The organism is Rhodococcus sp. KBW08, from assembly GCF_003852455.1.
GTDB lineage: Bacteria > Actinomycetota > Actinomycetes > Mycobacteriales > Mycobacteriaceae > Rhodococcus_F > Rhodococcus_F baikonurensis.
Genome location: NZ_QAJJ01000015.1, coordinates 16,766 through 34,012 on the forward strand (window position 1 = coordinate 16,766; position 17,247 = coordinate 34,012).

General features: G+C 62.2%; 14 protein-coding genes and 1 pseudogene. 7 read left to right on the forward strand and 8 right to left on the reverse strand.

Annotated elements, in window-relative coordinates; all coding sequences use genetic code 11:
- Positions 1–64 precede the first annotated feature (64 nt).
- Entirely contained in the window at positions 65–796 is a 732-nt protein-coding gene (locus DBV08_RS18710; RefSeq protein ID WP_095971628.1) for an MBL fold metallo-hydrolase, read from the forward strand.
- Here the strand turns inward: DBV08_RS18710 and DBV08_RS18715 are convergent.
- Complete coding sequence (locus DBV08_RS18715) at positions 788–2,179, reverse strand: amidase (RefSeq protein WP_124568452.1); 1,392 nt, start codon at positions 2,177–2,179, stop codon at positions 788–790. The genes DBV08_RS18710 and DBV08_RS18715 overlap by 9 nt on opposite strands.
- Positions 2,180–2,603: 424 nt before the next feature.
- Here DBV08_RS18715 and DBV08_RS18720 point away from each other — a divergent pair, with 424 nt between their 5' ends.
- From DBV08_RS18720 to DBV08_RS18735, 4 genes are all read left to right on the forward strand, one after another.
- Positions 2,604–3,500 (forward strand): zeta toxin family protein, encoded by an 897-nt coding sequence (locus DBV08_RS18720; RefSeq protein WP_124568453.1) that lies wholly within the window; start codon positions 2,604–2,606, stop codon positions 3,498–3,500.
- Between the two features lie 125 nt (positions 3,501–3,625).
- On the forward strand, positions 3,626–4,117 hold the full coding sequence (locus DBV08_RS18725; protein WP_124568454.1) for a hypothetical protein: 492 nt from the start codon (positions 3,626–3,628) through the stop codon (positions 4,115–4,117).
- A gap of 29 nt (positions 4,118–4,146) precedes the next feature.
- Positions 4,147–5,166 carry an ImmA/IrrE family metallo-endopeptidase gene (locus tag DBV08_RS18730; RefSeq protein ID WP_124568455.1) on the forward strand — a complete coding sequence of 340 codons (1,020 nt, stop codon included), beginning with the start codon at positions 4,147–4,149 and terminating at the stop codon, positions 5,164–5,166.
- A 770-nt stretch (positions 5,167–5,936) separates the two neighbouring features.
- Positions 5,937–7,235: a T3SS (YopN, CesT) and YbjN peptide-binding chaperone 1 gene (locus tag DBV08_RS18735; RefSeq protein ID WP_124568456.1), complete on the forward strand. Its 1,299-nt coding sequence runs from the start codon at positions 5,937–5,939 to the stop codon at positions 7,233–7,235.
- Positions 7,236–7,259: 24 nt separating this feature from the next.
- Here the strand turns inward: DBV08_RS18735 and DBV08_RS18740 are convergent, their stop codons facing one another.
- The 6 genes from DBV08_RS18740 to DBV08_RS18765 all read right to left on the reverse strand — a co-directional run bounded on the left by DBV08_RS18740 (position 7,260) and on the right by DBV08_RS18765 (position 14,353).
- The gene (locus DBV08_RS18740; protein WP_124568457.1) at positions 7,260–9,449 is read right to left on the reverse strand and encodes a transglycosylase domain-containing protein; all 2,190 of its coding nucleotides are present in this window, start codon (positions 9,447–9,449) and stop codon (positions 7,260–7,262) included.
- Between the two features lie 112 nt (positions 9,450–9,561).
- The gene (locus DBV08_RS18745) at positions 9,562–9,771 is read right to left on the reverse strand and encodes a hypothetical protein (RefSeq protein WP_019746112.1); all 210 of its coding nucleotides are present in this window, start codon (positions 9,769–9,771) and stop codon (positions 9,562–9,564) included.
- A 19-nt stretch (positions 9,772–9,790) separates the two neighbouring features.
- Entirely contained in the window at positions 9,791–10,627 is an 837-nt protein-coding gene (locus DBV08_RS18750; protein WP_019746113.1) for a carbohydrate ABC transporter permease, read from the reverse strand.
- Positions 10,624–11,799: a carbohydrate ABC transporter permease gene (locus DBV08_RS18755; RefSeq protein WP_185564744.1), complete on the reverse strand. Its 1,176-nt coding sequence runs from the start codon at positions 11,797–11,799 to the stop codon at positions 10,624–10,626. Before DBV08_RS18755 ends, DBV08_RS18750 begins: the two co-directional genes overlap by 4 nt.
- Before the next feature lie 20 nt (positions 11,800–11,819).
- The gene (locus DBV08_RS18760) at positions 11,820–13,109 is read right to left on the reverse strand and encodes an ABC transporter substrate-binding protein (RefSeq protein ID WP_003946022.1); all 1,290 of its coding nucleotides are present in this window, start codon (positions 13,107–13,109) and stop codon (positions 11,820–11,822) included.
- 170 nt (positions 13,110–13,279) lie between these two features.
- On the reverse strand, positions 13,280–14,353 hold the full coding sequence (locus DBV08_RS18765) for an ABC transporter ATP-binding protein (RefSeq protein WP_124568458.1): 1,074 nt from the start codon (positions 14,351–14,353) through the stop codon (positions 13,280–13,282).
- A gap of 114 nt (positions 14,354–14,467) precedes the next feature.
- Here DBV08_RS18765 and DBV08_RS18770 point away from each other — a divergent pair, with 114 nt between their 5' ends.
- Entirely contained in the window at positions 14,468–15,292 is an 825-nt protein-coding gene (locus DBV08_RS18770) for a DUF2786 domain-containing protein (protein ID WP_124568459.1), read from the forward strand.
- Positions 15,289–15,435 (forward strand): annotated as a pseudogene (locus DBV08_RS18775) (TIGR04338 family metallohydrolase); the annotation flags it as partial. The gene DBV08_RS18770 and the pseudogene DBV08_RS18775, both read left to right, overlap by 4 nt.
- A 37-nt stretch (positions 15,436–15,472) precedes the next feature.
- Here DBV08_RS18775 and DBV08_RS18780 read toward each other — a convergent pair.
- Positions 15,473–17,245 carry a helicase-related protein gene (locus DBV08_RS18780; protein WP_185564747.1) on the reverse strand — a complete coding sequence of 591 codons (1,773 nt, stop codon included), beginning with the start codon at positions 17,243–17,245 and terminating at the stop codon, positions 15,473–15,475.
- Between the last annotated feature and the right edge of the window lie 2 nt (positions 17,246–17,247).

The window sequence follows — 17,247 nt, forward strand, 5'->3', positions numbered from 1 at the left end:
GGGGCGGCGAGAAGGCTGGAGAAGACAGCTTGACGTGTACAGCAGCCCTGATCGGAGCACAGCGATGACCACCACGATCACCGAAATCGCGCCGGACATCTACCGACTGTCGACCTTCGTGGACGAAGCCAACCTCACGATGAATCAGTTTCTCGTCGACGGCGAGGAACCCCTGCTCTTCCACACCGGGCAGCGCGCGTTGTTCACCTCGGCTTCCGACGCACTCTCCACGTTGATCGACATCGGCCGACTGAAATGGATCACGTTCGGTCACGTCGAGGCCGACGAGTGCGGATCAATGAACTCCTGGCTTGCGGCAGCCCCCGAAGCGCAAGTGGCACACGGCGCGATGGGGTGCTTCGTTCAGGTCAACGATCTGGCCGATCGTGCACCACTTCCCTTGCAGGACGGCGACGTACTCGAAACCGGCAGCCGCCGAGTTCGCCACATCGACACCCCGCACGTCCCACACGGGTGGGACGCGGGCCTGATGTTCGAGGAGACGACGTCCACTTTGTTCTGCGGAGATCTCTTCACCGCGTTCGGGCACCACCCCGCGACCACCGAGCACGAAATCGTCGGTCCCGCTTTGGAAGCCGAGGACTTGGGCCACGCCACCTGCCTCACCCCGGATCTCGAACCCACGATCCGTGCCCTGGCCGATCTCGAGCCGCGGATTCTGGCGACCATGCATGCACCGACGTACTACGGCGATTGCGTCACCACGCTTCACGACCTGGCCGACTCGTACGCAACACGTTTCGCAGCCGAAACCGAAAGATGGAAGTCAGACTAGAGCTTGCGCGTTCGACGTGATTCGCGCCGCCACGGACAGCGCAACATGCTCGTGGATCGGCCGCGCCACCACCTGCACTCCGATCGGTAAACCGTTGCGGGAGAGTCCTACCGGAACCACGACCGACGGAAGGCCGAGCACACTGATCGCCCGGCAACTCGCGAGCGCGTCCATCCACGTGAGTTCGCGACCGCCCACCTCGAAGCTCTCCACACCGAGCGGCGGAGCGAGCACCGACGCAACCGGCAGAATCAGAACGTCGCCCATCTCGTCGAGGAAGCCGGCGATCAACACCGCGCGATCCGCCCACAGCGCTTCCACCTCGGCTGAACTCCGATCACGGCCTGCCGCAAGCATGGCGGTGATGTCCGCGTCGAAAGAGTGCGCTGAACCTGCTGCGAGAGAGTGGATGTCCGCGTGGGTCTCGACCGATCGCAACGCACCGAAAAGCGCGTTGGCCCGCGACAGGGCCAGACCGTCGTACTCGCTCGCGTCCAGACTGCTCGCCACCGAGCGAACCGCCGACAGGATTTCGGCGTCGACGGGCATGGTTCCCTCGCCGGGTGCCCAGCGGATGTCGAGGTGTTCGACGTCGACCGAGTCCGGCTCGGTCCACGCGAGATGCGGCTTCGACAGGACGCGCAGCGCAAGCGTCGCATCACCGAGGTTGCGGGCCAGTGGGCCGATGGTCTGGATCGTGCCGTGCATCGTCGCGGGATTGGCGAGTACCCGTCCATCCGAAAGCACGCCGGGGTATTGCCCTTCTGGGTCGACACGGCCGAGCGTCGGGCGAACCGAAGTGAGGCTGGTGCAGTGTGCGGGCCAACGCACCGAGCCGCCAAAATCCGTACCGAGTCCGAGCACACTCATTCCGACAGCAACCGACGCGGACTCACCGCCACTCGATCCGCCGGGGGACCGGACGACGCCGTCCGGTCGCACCGGGCTGGCCGTGGTGCCGAACAGTTCGTTTCGAGTCAGCCCGCACGCGCCGAATTCCGGGGTGTTGGTCTTGCCGATCAGAATTGCGCCGGCAGCCTTGAACGCCGCAACGGCCGGTGCATCGACGGCCGGGACGTTGTCCGCCAGAGTGCGAGAACCGGCGGTGGTACGCACGCCGGCAGTAGCGATCAGGTCCTTGACCGTGAACGGAACCCCGGCAAGGGGACCGAGTGTCTCGCCGAGAAGGCGACGTTCGTCCAGGCTGTCGGCGGCCGCCAGAGCCTCTTCGGCGCACACGGTGACCAGCGCGTTGAGTTCGCCATTGCATTCGTCGACCCGTGCGAGATGGCCTTCGACGACCGTCCGCGCCGACGCCTGACCCGACCGCACGGCTTCGGCGATGGATCGGGCATCACGGCCCACCCAGCTCTCACGACTCATCGCACGCCTCTCCTCGCCGGACTCCTCTGCCGAGCGTAAAGACAGCAAGCAACGCGAGAAACGACCACATTGCACATACCGACGGCTCCGGCGATGTGAGGTTTTGCCACAACGTTTGCGGGATCATCGTTGCATTGGTCGTTCTACGCGATCCGGATCGCGTGCTCCATCTACTCGAATAGTAATAATCGTTATTGACCTCGCCGCTTTCTGAACGGACCGGCGAAGTGTGTGCATCATCGATGCACTATTCAAGTTGCCGCGACGGCACCACAGTGATGTGTACGGACGTCGGCACCGACTATTGAACCTTCGGAGTGGTGAGCACTGCTTTGCAACCTTCAAAGAAGATCGTCGGAGGGGTGACATAACATTGGCAATTGCGTTCTCAATCAACTGGCGACCGGAGTGAATCATCGACACTGTGATCGATTTGGACGGCGACGCTCTCGATGAGCAGTTCAGTCGTCTGCATTTGGAGATGATTCGCTACGCAAGGTCTTGGTGGATCGATGACGAGAATGCTCGGTCCCGGTGGGAGTCGGACGCAGAGTTATACGATCGACTCTATGGTCTGGTCGAAAGTGGCGGAGTGATCCAGACAGCGGATGTGCACCGGACTGCTGAGAAGGTTTGGTTGTACCCGAGACCCGCGATGCACGCCGAGATCGTCGGCAATCTCCTGCAGGGATGTAGGCCTGTCGACAAAAACGATCGGCCACCTGCCTTTTTACTGTTCGGTGGCCCGGGTTCAGGTAAGAGCACTTCGCTGAGACCGTTGGTTTCACGCGCTGGCATGGTCGCACCGATGCCGCTTGATGCCGACGATGTACGAGTTGCTCTGCCGGAGTACGCCGGTGGGCAGGGGAGCGAGATTGTTCAGGAGGAATGTTCATTCGTGACATACGGAGAACTCCGCGAGACATTCCTGTCTGGGACCCCCAATCACGCTGGCGTGTGTATCGACGTAATTGGAGATCCGCAGTACTCATTGGACGACTGGAGGGCGCTAGATCAGGCCGGATACCGCGTCTATGCGCTCGTGGCAGAGTGTCCGATCGAACAAGCGGTAGAACGGATCAAACGTCGCGCAGTTGAATCTGGAAGAATCGTCGATATCGAATTTGCTCGGAACGTCGGCGATCGACCACGGAAGGCACTGGATGCCCTGGTCCTCGCTCATGAAGCGGGGGAGATCGACCTAGCAGGCTGGGGAGTATTCGATTCCTCCAATGCCCAGCTTCGAGGGGCACCGACCGTCATCGATGGAGATGGAACGTTCGGTTCTGTCGGCTCGGCTGCGGTGAAACTGGCAGCATAGCTGTATTGTCGGAAACAAACGAAGAGGAAACGGAGGGAGTCGTCATGCCGAGCAGGCACAGTCTGCCCACCAAGTCCCCCTCCGTTGCACTCGGCGAAGCGCACGAGGCACTCCAACGTGCTTTGTTGTTCGGCACGGCGACCGACGTGGAAAACGCCGAGGCAAGGATCGAAAAGGCTCGCGCCCTACAGGCTGACATCGATCGGATCGAACACGGATCGCTCATCGACGAAATACTGGGTAGACTACCTGCCCCTCGCCGCGGCGACGTCGAGAATCCAACGGTCACGATGCTCGAAAAGGCAGCTGCGGGCGAAATCCTGTATTCAGAGCTGGTGAGGGCATGGCAGTCTGATCCCGACAGTTTCGGATTCCCCGACCGCGTACGCGCGTTTGTTGAAGTAGATCCGCGAAGGTTACGCGCGTTGATCTCGGCCCATCGGGAAGAAATTCCATTCGAAGAGGTCGAAACCGCCGTGGCGCGTGTTGAGGATTCGCATCAGAATCAGTATGCGCTCGCGGCCAGATCTGATGGTGTATTTGATCCCGCGAGTTTGTCCGAATGGCTGACGAGCTACGCCGCTGAACTCTCCCCGACCGACAAGCAGCGGCGTTGATCGCATCTAAGGCCTCACAAGGGCCAAATATGCGGGGTGTTGAGCTCGCAGCTGAGAAGATGGTCATAAACCATGGTTTGGATGTCGGATTCGACATCCATGCCCTGTGCAACACGTATGCTGACGTGGCATACGTGCACATTCCCGACGACCTTGACGCAATCTTGTTCGGTCTGGTTGGTGAACCACGACTCGATCGACCGCATATCGCCCTCAATGTTTCGCGGATTGGCAACCCCACCAATCTCGCAGACCATCAACGCCGTCGACTTCGCTACACGATTGCCCACGAACTCGGACACTTGGAGTTGAGTTGGCATTCGGGATTGACTTTTTGCAAGGAAGGCGGCGAATCGAACTCCGAACAGGACGGGTTTGAGCTTCCCCGAACTGAGTCTGAGGCGCATCTCTTTGCTCGACGCATCTTGGTTCCACCAAGTCAACTTAGGCAGCGTTTGGAGTTGCAGACCAAGGAAGAGGTCTTGACCGCGTTAGACGTAGCCGATGTTCACTTTTCGGTTGCGCTGCGTTCTCTCGTCGAGGTCTTGCCTCCAGGGCATATTATCGCTGCGACCAAGGACACGAGTGTCGAACGCTCGTATCGAAGTTTTGGCACCTCAGTTCCCGCGCCGATACGAAATAGCCGAATCCAAACAAACACGTTGAACAAGCTGAGTGAGCGGCGAATCGTCGGTCATGTCGGGGGGCGGAAGGTCTATTGGTGGATTCTGCCGGCATCTGTCCCACTGGAACACGTCGAGGGCGGCGCGTCGGCAAAGGTCCTCATTCGGGGCATCCTGGACTCACTCAACCTGAGCGAGAGGGAATTTCAGTCGCGACGATCCTCGGTAGCGGGCAAAGAAGGCGTAATCGTCAACCAAATTAAGTCAGGTCACTTCTGGCCGAGTCCGGAAGCGATTGCCGCGTTGATTACACAAAAGGTGGGTACCGACGGAAAACTTGCCGCGATCTTCGGGCACCCGGACTTCCCCAGGTACGTCACAGCGCGTGCAGTGGAGATTGCCAGCCAGGGTTACGACAGTGATTGACAACCGCGACGTTGCGAAGCCACTAGTTTTGCATTACCACACTCATTTCAAGCTGCTGGGAGGCCCGCCTCATCGTGTTCAATAGCGCCCCGCAACTTCCGGAGACTTTGATTGGCTCCGTTTCTCGTCATCCTTGTTCCTCCCACCGCTCGGACTGTTGAAAGCCATGAGAGTAGTTTGCTGTCAGCATGCGGGGCGGCAGTAGATCCGGGCAGGCCGGTTGCGTCGAGTACGAACCCGCGACTCCTCCCAAATCTCGTATCCGCAATCGGCTTTTGCCTTCTGAGAGCCGACGACTCCCTGACCACCGCGCCGAATACGAAGCAAAATGGCTGAGCCCGCTTCGGCGGCCGCCCTTCGTTCGGACCTTCTTGGATAAGTAATCCTTCGGTCGCCGGCCGGTGGTCACGAGTCACTCGATCACCAACGCGAGAGGTTGGATCATCAGGACGGCTGCCTGCAGCGGACACGACAACCGCAATGTAAGCGAAAACCGCCGAGACCAGACGGCTATACGAGGCAACGCTGGCAAACCTGCGCAGCAGCCGCTTCCACACGTCTGTGCGAATTCGCTTTACCAACTGCGGAATCGTGTCGTCCGCGGCGTACTGGGGTGACCGCAACACATCTTCAGAAGACGGTCACTTCGGATCCGACGAACATCCTCACTGTCGGACCCCAGGACTACCGTCGTAGGCGGGGTTTGAAAAGCAGGGGTTTCGGCGAGTCGTCGGCAGGGCCCCATGCGCCCCCGGACCAGAGGAGCGGCGATGTCGGACAATACTTTCGATCTGGAAATCCTGAGTGCCTGGACTACTTTCGAGACTCATCTCGCTCGTTACATCTCCGTGATGGAGGACGACGACACCCTCGTGGTGGAGTCGCATTACGACAGCATGGACGAACTGGCGGACGCACCCGCGTGCATCCAGTTCTTCGCGTGGAATCAGACCTCCGTGCGCTGTGAAGTCCCTTCCAACAGGTTTCTGCATCCACTGCGGATGCTCGAACCGGAAGATCACTCCGCACTGCTCGACATGGGGTTCAACGCTCCCGATCTGTGCGAGCACGAGCCCGAGGGCAACGGGTCCATGTCCTTCTACATCGACGTCGACCGCGCTCGTCCCGAGGAACTGGTGACAAAGGTGCTCCGCGTCTTCCGCGAGATGTGGAGCATTGCGCACCCGTCGTTCCTGCGTGCCAGCACCAGTGGACGCGAGTCGACGCCGGCGTTCGCCACGACGCCGTCGCACGCTCCCTCGGGTTCGGGAGACATGCTGCGGATCCTGGTCGACGGAGCCGTCGAACGCCTTCTCGGTCATCCGCCCAAGCGTGACGACGACGGCGACATCCCGCTGGTCCGCGGTGAGCAGGTCACCTATGTTCGTGTCCTCGAGGACGACGAGTACGTGGAGGTGTTCTCGCGGGTCGTGCATTCGGTCGAGAACCTCGAGAACGCTGCTGTTGTTCTCGCCCAGCTCAATCGGCAGTGGCCGACCATCAAACTCATTCTCGTCGAGCAGAGTGTGCTGGGCGTGGTCCGCGTGGACGGTGCACCCTTCGTCGCCGAGCATCTGCTGCGGGCTCTGCGCTCGTTCGCGGAATTGGCCGAAGCATCGGACGAACTCGCCGAAGAACTGGGCGGGCAACCCATTCGCGCTACCGGAGACACCGCCTTCAACGACGGGATGGCCTCCGAGCACGACGATCCCGGTGCCGAATACGAGTCACACGAGTGCCACGAATTTCCTCCGGCGCTCATGGCGCTCCTCGAACTCGACGCCGACGGAACGGGTGAGCTCAGCGCCGAAGAGGTTGCCGTGATCTGTGAGCACGACCGCGACACCATTCTCGACTACCTGCGGATCAGCCAGGAGCAGGAGACGGCCTGGCACGAGGCGTTGACCGAGTCCATCCGTCGCAAGGACGACGACACCGACCTGTGTGCGGGCGAGAAGCGCGCGTGGACGCACGCGATCCGCAACCTCAGGCGCGGGCTGCGCGTCGTTGTACTGCCCGCCAAAGATGCAGCGCCGACCCAGCTCGGCCTCTTCGACGATCAGACCTGAGGGCCGGAAATCGGGCGCTGCCTGTCAGCCCGGTAGTGGGATGACGATGCCAGGCAGGATCTCGATCTGACGCGGCAACTGGGGGAGCGGCGGCACTTCGATCGGCGGCAAGCCAGGCACCTCGATGGGCGCTGGGGGAGCGGCCGCGCCCGTTGTGGGCGTACCCGTCCCGTCGCCCGAGGTCACGCCGGAGTTCGCGGGAACGCCGGCCTGCCCGCCGATGGGATCCGGCCACGGGAAGCTCTCCCAGTCGGATCCCTTCAGCGCGCCGTCCATCGTGCTCTTCCAGATGTCGGCAGGCACTCCGGAGCCGTAGATCAAGCCGCCGTAGGAGTTGGTGATGGCCTGCGCGTCGGAAGTTCCGATCCAGACCGCGGTGGACAGCGACGGCGTGTAACCGACCATCCACGCATCCTTGTTCTGCCCGGTGTCACCCAGCTGCGCGGTGCCGGTCTTGGCAGCGGACGGGCGTCCACCGGCAAGCGCGTGACCGTTCGAGTACGACGCGATCGGCAGCATCGCCTGCGTGACGTTGTCCGCGACGGCCGCATCAAGACGACGCTCACCAGGCGAGACCGGACGATCGAGCAGGACTTCACCTTCGGCCGTCACGACCTTCTGGATGAAGTGCGGCTGCTGGTACACGCCGGAGTTAGCGAGCGTCGCGTACGCGGAGGCCATGTCGATAACGCGAGACTGATACTGGCCGAGCACGATTCCGTTCTCCGGCGGGCCACCCTCCTGGGTGAGCGTCGGGTAGTCGAGCCCTGGAATGTGTTCGGGGATTCCGGCCAGGTGGGCGGCGTCGGCGATCTTCTGGGGACCGTTCTCCATCGAGAGCATCAACCGGTAGAAGCTGGTGTTCAGCGAGCGCTTGAGTGCCTCGGCGATCGTGCATCGACCACAGGATTCGCCACCGACGTTTCCGATCGTCACACCGTTGATCGTGAGCGGTGAACTGTCGAACCGCGCGGACAGCGGAATATCTTCCATCAATGCTGCGACCAGGCCGAAGACCTTGAACGCTGAACCGGTCTGCAGCGGCGCCTGGGCATAGTCGAAGCCGGCTCCGTCGTCACCGCCGTAATAGGCGTCGACGCCACCGGTCTTGGGGTCGATGGACACGACTGCGGTTCGCAGGTCTTCCGGCTCGCCCTCGAGATTCCGCTTGACGGCGTTCAGCGCAGCTTCCTGCGCGACCGGGTCGATGGTCGTCGTGATCTGCAGACCAGCGGTGTTCAGCGTCTGATCGCTGATCCCAGCCTCGGCCAGTTCCTTGAGTACCTGGGTCTTGATGTGGCCTTCGGGTCCGGGCGCCTGGTTCAGATCGGTCGGCCGATTGGCGGGGGCGACAGCCGGGAACTGCATGGCGTCGCGATCCGTCTTGGTCAGGCTGCCCAGATCCACCATGCCGTTGAGAACGTAATCCCAGCGCGCTTGCAGCGCGGACAGATTGGTCTCGGGGTCCAGGAACGACGGGCTCTGGATGACGGATGCGAGAACTGCGCCTTCCTCGACGCTCAGCTCACTGACCGGCTTGTCGAAGTACGCGTTCGACGCGGCGGCGATGCCGTACGCACCGCGACCGAAGTAGATGGTGTTGAGGTACGCGGCAAGAATGTCGTCCTTGGACCACTCGCGCGCCATCTTGGCGGAGATGACAAGCTCACGCAGCTTCCGGTCGATACTGCGCTTGTCGCCGACCAAGACGTTCTTCACGTATTGCTGAGTGATCGTCGAGCCACCGCCGGCGCTTTCCTTGCCCATCACGTTGTCGCGGGCAGCGCGAGCAAATCCGGAGATCGAGAATCCGGGGTTGGTGTAGAAGTTGCGATCCTCCGCCGAGAGCACGGAATCGCGGACGTGAATCGGGATGGCCGACAACGCGACCTCGGTCCGGTTTCCTTCTGGCGGCACCACTTTGCCGAGCACGGTCGTACCGTCGGCCATGTAGATGGTGGACACCTGATTGGTCTGCATGTCCGAGGGGCGCGGGACGTCGGTCCGGCTGTACGCGACAGCAAAAACCGACGCAGGCACGATGATCATCAGGAGTACGAGAACGTAGATGGTCCGCCGGACGTACCGCCACTTGGAGCGCTGCTTCTTTGCCGGCTTGGCCGACTTGTTCGACCGTGGGGAATTAGCCGACTTGCCCGATCGAGCCGACGACTGATCGCCACCCGTCGCACTCGATCTGTTCGATGGACTCACTCAACACTCCCGGTCGTGGATCCGGACTTACCGGCACCATTCCACCAGGGTGATATCTCGATCAGATAACTCCCGGCAACTGCGATACCGAAATGTCACCCTACCGGGCTGGCTACTCGCGACGTTCTGCTCGGACCGCGTTCCGATATCCGCGGAACGCCAGCCCGAGAGCGACGACGCAACCGAGCAGCACCAAAGACGGCATCACGCCGGGGTCACCCTTGACTATCGCAACCACAGCGCCGATCAACGCCATGAGGGCGAAGACCGAGATGAAGCCGGCGATCAGCTCCATGCGCTGGGCGCGCGAAGCCCGCCTCATCGAAACCGTGCGGCCCGCGTCACGACTTGACGCCGCCTGCGGTCAGACCGGCGATGATGCGTCGCTGGAAGATGAGAACCATGATGACCAGCGGGATCATCACCAGGGTTCCGCCGGCCATGATCGAGGTGTACGGCGTGACGAATGGGTCGGTTCCGGAGAACTTGGCCATCGCCACCGTGACGGGCGCGGTCTTGTCACTCGAGAGTTGGAGCGAGAGCAGGTACTCGTTGACCGTTGCGATGAAGGCGAGGATCGCGGTGGTGAACAGGGCCGGCGCGGCGAGCGGCAGCATGATCAGGCGGAAGGCCTGGCCACGGGTGGCGCCGTCGATACGCGCCGCTTCTTCGAGCTCCCACGGAAGTTCGGAGAAGAACGACGTCAGCGTGTAGACCGTCAGCGGCAGCACGAACGAGATGTTCGGGATGATCAGCGCTTTGTAGCTGCCGATCCAGCCGATGTCGGTGAACAACTGGAACAGAGGAGTCACGAGGGCGACGACCGGAAACATGGACGCGCCGAGGATGATTCCGGTGACGAAGTATTTGCCACGGAAATCGAAACGCGAGAGCGCGTACGCCGTGAACACACCGATGACCAAGGCGATCAGCGTGGTCGCACCCGCGATGATGAGGCTGTTCATCAGTGCCCGGGTGAAGTTCACCTTGGCATCGGGATCGAGCGCCGCCGTGAAGTTGGACAGCGTGAGATTGGTGGGCCACAGCGACGTCGAGAACGTGTCCGCCGGGTCGCGCAGCGCCGTCACGATCATCCAGTAGCAAGGAGCGAGTCCCCACACGATGATCAGTACGACGCCGATGTAGGTGCCGATCTTGCCGCGTAGTGCCTTGTTCATACCGGCTCCCCCTTCCGCTGCTTTTCCTGCGTGCTGACCGCATTGGCTCCGAGGAATCGGACCAGGATGAAGGCCACAGCGAAGATGATGAGGAACGTGATGGTGGACAGTGCCGACGCCGAATTGGCGCCGACGCGCATCTGATCGACCACCAGAACCGAGATGGTGGAGGTGGCCGGATTGGATCCCATCATGATCGCGGGCAGGTCGTACATGCGCAGCGCGTCCATCGTGCGGAAGAGCACCGCCACCATGAGTGCGGGCTTGACCAGTGGAAGCGTGATCATGCGGAACCGCTGCCACGCCGTCGCACCGTCGACCTTGGCGGCCTCGTAGACGTCGGCGGGAATCATCTGCAGACCCGCGAGTATCAGCAACGCCATGAACGGCGCCGTCTTCCAGACGTCGGCGACGACGATCGCGAATCGCGCCGGCCAGGGATCGGCCGTCCACAGGATGTTGGTGCCGAGGATCTTGTTGGCGATGCCGTCGTTGGCGAAGATGAAGAACCACAGCTTCGCGGTGACGGCGGTGGGGATGGCCCAGGGAATCAGCACGGAAGCGCGGAGCAAACCGCGTCCGCGGAACGTCTTGGCCATGATCAGCGCCATCGACAGACCGATCACCGTCTCGAGCAGGACGGTGACGACGGTGAAGCCGAACGTGTTTCCGATCGACTGCCAGAACTGCGATCCGAGTGTGCCGGGCGGGCAGGGAATCGAACCGTTGGCGGTGTTGCAGGACTCGGTGATCCAGTTCTTGTAGTTGTCGAACCACGTGAACTGACCGGTGACGAACATGCCGGTCTCGGGATCGAGTTTCTTGCCGTCGCTGTGCATCGACATCCAGATCGCTCGTCCGAGCGGATACAGAATGATGACGGCGAGAACGATCAGCGACGGTGCGACGAACGCCCACACCGGAACTCGTCGACGCTTCTTCGGCTTGTCGGCCGACGCAGGCGGGGGCGAGGTCGGTGGGGGTGGAGTAGCTGCAAGGTCAGGCAGAACCTTGGTCAGGGATGTCCCTGCTGCCTCGGATGCCGACGGCTCTTCTAGCGGTTCCGGTGCACGGTGTCTCCCACCAACGCCCGAACGGTCGGGACCGGTTGAACCGGCCCCGACCGTGGGGTTGGTAGGCACAGCCGCGGAAGGATCCTGCGGTTCTGCCATTGCTTATTGCTCCTGGTAGATCAGTTACCGGCGGTTTCGATGCCGGCCTTGGTGTCCGCCAAGGCCTGCTCGACGGTCTTCTCGCCGCGAATAGCAGCGTAGGTGTTGTCGGAGATCGACTTCGACACCTGCGTGTAGTACGGCGTGACGGGGCGCGGCTGAGCGGTAGCGAGTGCTTCCTTCAGGGTCGCGAAGTACGGGAACTGAGCGAGCACTGCCGGGTCGTCGTAGACAGCCGAGAGGACGGGGGCGCCGCCGACCTCGGTGAAGTACGTCTGCGACTTCTTGGTCTGCATGAACTCGAGGAAGTCACGAGCCGTGGCCGGTGCGTCCGAGTACGCGCTGATGCCGACGTTGTAGCCGCCGACCGTCGAAGCACCCGGTCCGTCGACACCCGGAAGAACGGTGTAGCCGTACTTGCCGGCAACCGAGGTCTTCTCACCGTCGACCGAGAAGCCGGACCACGTGCGCATGAAGAGTGCCTTGCCGTCACCGAACGCGGTCTGCGACTCGCCCTCGGAGTAGGTCAGTGCTTCCTGCGGGATGGTGTTGTCGGCGAAGTTGTCGACGATCGACTGAACGCCTGCCTTCGTCTTGTCGTCGATGGCCGGGGTGAGTCCGTCCGGGCCGACCCACGGGCCGTCGAAAGCGTTGGTGATCTCGGTGGTGTTGACCGTCAGGCCCTCGTAGTTCTTGAACTGACCGATGTAGCAGGAGATGCCGGCTTCGACAGCCTTCGGGCAGTTTTCCTTGAGCTCGGCCCACGTGGTGGGAGCCTTCTCGACGAGGTCCTTGCGGTAGTACAGGAACGCGGCGTTGGTGTTCTTCGGCGCTGCGTAGAGCTTGCCGTTGTAGGTGCCCGAAGCGACGGTCGACGGCAGGAGGCCGGACTCGTCGATCGCGAGGTCACCCTCGAGCGGCAGCAGCCAGCCGTTTGCAGCGAACTGCGCGGTGTTCACGACGTCGACGCCGATGAGGTCGTACTCGTCGCTCTTGGCCTGCATGCGCTGGGTGATGTCGTCGACCTGCGCGTTGGCTTCCTTGGCCAGCGGCTTGAGCGTGACCTTCTCGTCCGGATGCTCCGCATTCCAGTCGGTGATGATGTTTTCGAGCGCCTCGTTCAGGGCATCCTGCCCCTCGACGATCGTGATGGGTCCGCGGCCTTCGCTCGAGGACGATCCCCCGGATGCGGCCGTGGTGCTGGTTCCGCTGTCCTTGTCCGAATCGGACGAGCAGCCTGCCAGTACCAGCATGGACGCTGCCGTGGCTGCAATTGCAGCGCGGCGCATCGCCTTCGAGTTCAGAACCATGGATTCGCTCCCCGTATGTGTATGACAAATAGACGGTCACCGAGAGCCGGCTCACGGCATGCGCCATGGGTGCCGGCTCCCGGCATCGGCCCCTACTGTGGCACGAGACACCCGTACTTGTGGGTATTACGCCGAACCTGAATCGGTCATGTGTCGTTTGACAGGTCCACCTAACCCAGGCGACGCCCGTCGGTGGTGGCAAAAATGTGCACCTTCTCGGGGTCGACACGCAGGTTGACGCGCTCGCCCTTCTGCGGCGGATTGCGCCAGTCACCACGCGAAACGATCTGCTGCAACCGTCCACCGATCGTGGTGCGTCCGTAGACGTAGGCGTCGGAACCGAGTTCTTCGACGACGTCGACCTCCATCGGCAGGCCTTCGGCGGCGATCTCGAGGTGCTCGGGGCGAATACCCAGAACGACCTCGGTTTCGACGACGACGTTCATCGTCTCGCGCGGAACCGGAACGATCCCGTCGCCGAATGCGACGCCGCCGTCGACGACGGGGAGGGTGAAGAGGTTCATCGCGGGTGAACCCATGAAGCCGGCGACGAAGACGTTCTTCGGCTTGTTGTACAGCTCGCGCGGCGAGGCGCACTGCTGCAGGATTCCCTTTTCGAGGACTGCGACACGGTCACCCATCGTCATCGCCTCGACCTGGTCGTGGGTCACGTAGACCATCGTCGTCGCGAGGCGTCGCTGCAGCTGAGCGATCTGCGTACGCGTCTGCACACGGAGTTTCGCGTCGAGGTTCGACAGCGGCTCGTCCATGAGGAAGACCTGCGGCTGGCGGACGATGGCGCGGCCCATCGCCACTCGCTGACGCTGACCACCGGACAGTGCTTTTGGCTTGCGATCGAGGTACGGCTCGAGGTCGAGCATCTTCGCGACCTCTTCGACGCGGGCGCGGATCTCCGTCTTGTTGGTTCCGGCGAGCTTGAGCGCAAAACCCATGTTCTCGGCCACCGACATGTGCGGGTACAGAGCGTAGTTCTGGAAGACCATCGCGATGTCGCGCTCTTTCGGTTCCTGACCGGTGACGTCTCGGTCGCCGATGAGGATGCGTCCGCTGTGGACGTCTTCGAGCCCGGCGAGCATGCGCAGGGTGGTCGACTTTCCGCAGCCGGAGGGTCCGACGAGGACGAGGAACTCGCCGTCCTCGATCTCGAGGTCGAGCTTGTCCACTGCCGGCGTGCTCGATCCGGGGAACAGGCAGGTGGTGCTCTCGAAAGTCACTGAAGCCATGACGGGGTTGATCCCTTCTACCGGCAGGAACGTGCCGGACGATCCAAGTTGAGGGTGAGCGTGTGCGCTAGCAGCATAAACGTCCGTGTCGGCGCGCGAGCGTAGTCTTTCACGGTGAGTTCGGAGAAGATGCTGACCCGCATCGGTGCGTTGCTTCGCCAAGCGGAGTCCACCGACAATCCACACGAAGGTGAAGCCTTCATGGCCGCCGCGCAGCGGTTGGCCACCGGTTCGGCGATCGACCTGGCGGTCGCGCGTGCGCACACCGCGTCTTCGGAGAAACGTGCGACACCCACTCAACGGCTCATCACCATCGGCGAACCGGGTAAGCGCGGGCTGCGAACGTACGCCCAGTTGTTCATCGCCATCGCCGCTGCAAACGACGTGCAATGCGACATCGCGCAGACGTCGGCCGTCATCTACGCCTACGGCTTCGCCGGCGACATCGACGTGTGCGAAGCCCTGTACTCGAGCCTGCTCTTCCAGATGGTGCGTGACTCCGACGCCTACGTGCGCTCCGGGGCGTACCGCGGCGAAACGTCCGTGCGGACAGTCGTCGAAACTCGTGGACGACGACGCGTCAGCACGCAGGTCCGCAAGCCGGTGGCCGGAGTGACGGCGCGCCTGAACTTCCAGATGGCGTACGCGTCTCGCATCGGCGCTCGGTTGGCCGAGACGAAGCAGGAGACGGAGAAGGCGGCGATCGCAGAATCTGCCACGTCGTCTTCGGAAACTGCACTCGTGCTGCGTAACAAGGAAATCGAGCTCGAGGACTACTACTCGTCCAACTCCAAAGCGCGTGGGACGTGGCGGGGCGGTGGCCGCGCGAGCGCCGGGCATTCCTCGCATGCTCGACGAGCGGGTGATCGGGCGGCGCGCTCCGCACGTCTGGGGAACCTTCCGGAGATCGGCGGGGTGCGCGGGCAGCTCGACTCGTGAGGGATACGCAGCGGAGCGCCGTCTACGAGGCAGAGACGTTGGTGCGCACCATGTTCGATCGCGCCGACGAGCGCGGGCTTCGGAGCGTCGAGGTCATGGGTTCCACCATCACGTTGCCGGTCGAGCGCAAATTCGGTTCCGTGTAGGCGTCTTGCGCACGCGTCACAGACCCTCGACTAGCTAGGAGAAAAGGAGTTGACCTGTCGCTGCGCGCTTCATAGTCACCGTTGCGTTCTCAAGGCTGAAGTCGAGCAGCAGGCCGCTGTCGAGAACTGCCGCGACGCCCGCATGATCGCGCGCGACGATGACACCAGGAAACGCACGATCCTCAGTCAAGAGCTGAATCTCGTCGTCGTCTGTCGAGGCAACGACCATCACGGGAACGGCCTCAGCGTCCGACCCCCCAACAGGGCCGCTACTTGCGAGACGAACTTCCGCAGTGGAGGACCCAGTCGCCATCATCTCGCCAAGCTTGTGCCGGCCTCTGCCTTGTACGTACTGCAGCAGGTCGAGTATGTCCGTTGGCGTCGCCCGGAGGTCATCGCGCCAACCGCGAATATGCTGTTCGCTCAGATGAGCACACAAGCCCTCCTCATCCAAGTCGCGTTCTTGTGCGATCTTGCCTATGTTGCGGGCCAGGCTCCGGGACTTGACGTCCCGTATTAGTAGATCTATTGCGGTGGGGGTGTCGACGCCATATCGAAGGTGGGCTGCGGTACCCGTGCACAGCTGAACCAAGCTTAAACGTGATAGCAGGATGTCGTTCGCTTGAGCGATGACAAGACCGACAGTCCACGACAGATAGTGCTGCATCCCCTCGCTAATTGCGTCGACCATTTGTTCAAGTCGGAACGCTGGGTCCGCTACCTCGGCCAGGTGGGTGTCGGCGAGGTCAGTGAGTTCACCACCGGCGATCCAGTCACGAACGACTGCGTCGGTGGCAACCTCTGTAAGAGCCCCTTCTGGCGAAACTCGAAACCTCCAGCAATTCCCCCGCTCCGGCAATTGCAGCAGCTTGGTGTACACGTCTTGCTTAGTAAGGATGTCGAGAGTCTGTTCGAGCGTCAGTTCGTCGAAGCCATCGAGGAGTTGCACTTGGTCGGCGAGAGCCGAAGCGATGGCCTCGATCGCCTCTGCTGATCCCAGGCTCGTCCCCGCCTGCGCCCATCGGCGGCGGGAAGCTGGGGGTGTCTGTGCGTAACGGTCGGCGACTACATCGGCGATTCTTAACCACCGTGCCTTCAGGTCGTCGGGTAACTGGGTGAACGCGAACAGTCGCGTGACGACATCTCGCCACGTGCGGGTATTGCTGAGGGCGGGGACGTGATCCAGTGCGTGAAGAATGAACCAGACGTAGTTGACGAACCCTCCGCTCGCACGGTCCGGAGGGAGTTGCAGAATCGCGTCTTGCGTCTGAGCCATCAATTCTTCTGCCTCGGCGAGTGCAGTAAGGGCAGTGTCGTGGGTCAGGCTCGAACGCACTTCTAGGTCGCTCGGTGCGGGCGTCAATCGGTCGAAGTCGGCGCCTTCCAGTGTCTTCTGCAGTGCGAGCACAATCCAGCCCTCGGACTCTTTGCCCGCGCGACCGGCGCGTCCGACGGCATTGAGTAGCTGCGCGGCGGACATGCGTTGACCGGGGTCTTGTCCGTCGTACTCGGTTGTCGCGATCACGACTGTTCGGACCGGAAGATTGACACCGTCGGTGAGAGTGCTCGTCGCAACTACGGCCTTGATCGTTTCGCTGCGGATCGCGTCTTCGACGGCTTCCTGCACTTCCACGGGCAGCCCGGCGTGGTGGTAGGCGACGCCTTTGCGGACACAGTCGATCAGAGGGTGGTTGAAACCGAGCCGCGCGGCCAGAGAATCAGCCAGGCCCTGCGAGCGTGGGTCGTCTTCCAACTCAGCTGCCATGACCTTGGCAGCGTTGCGTGCGATGGGGCGTTGAGAGACCACCA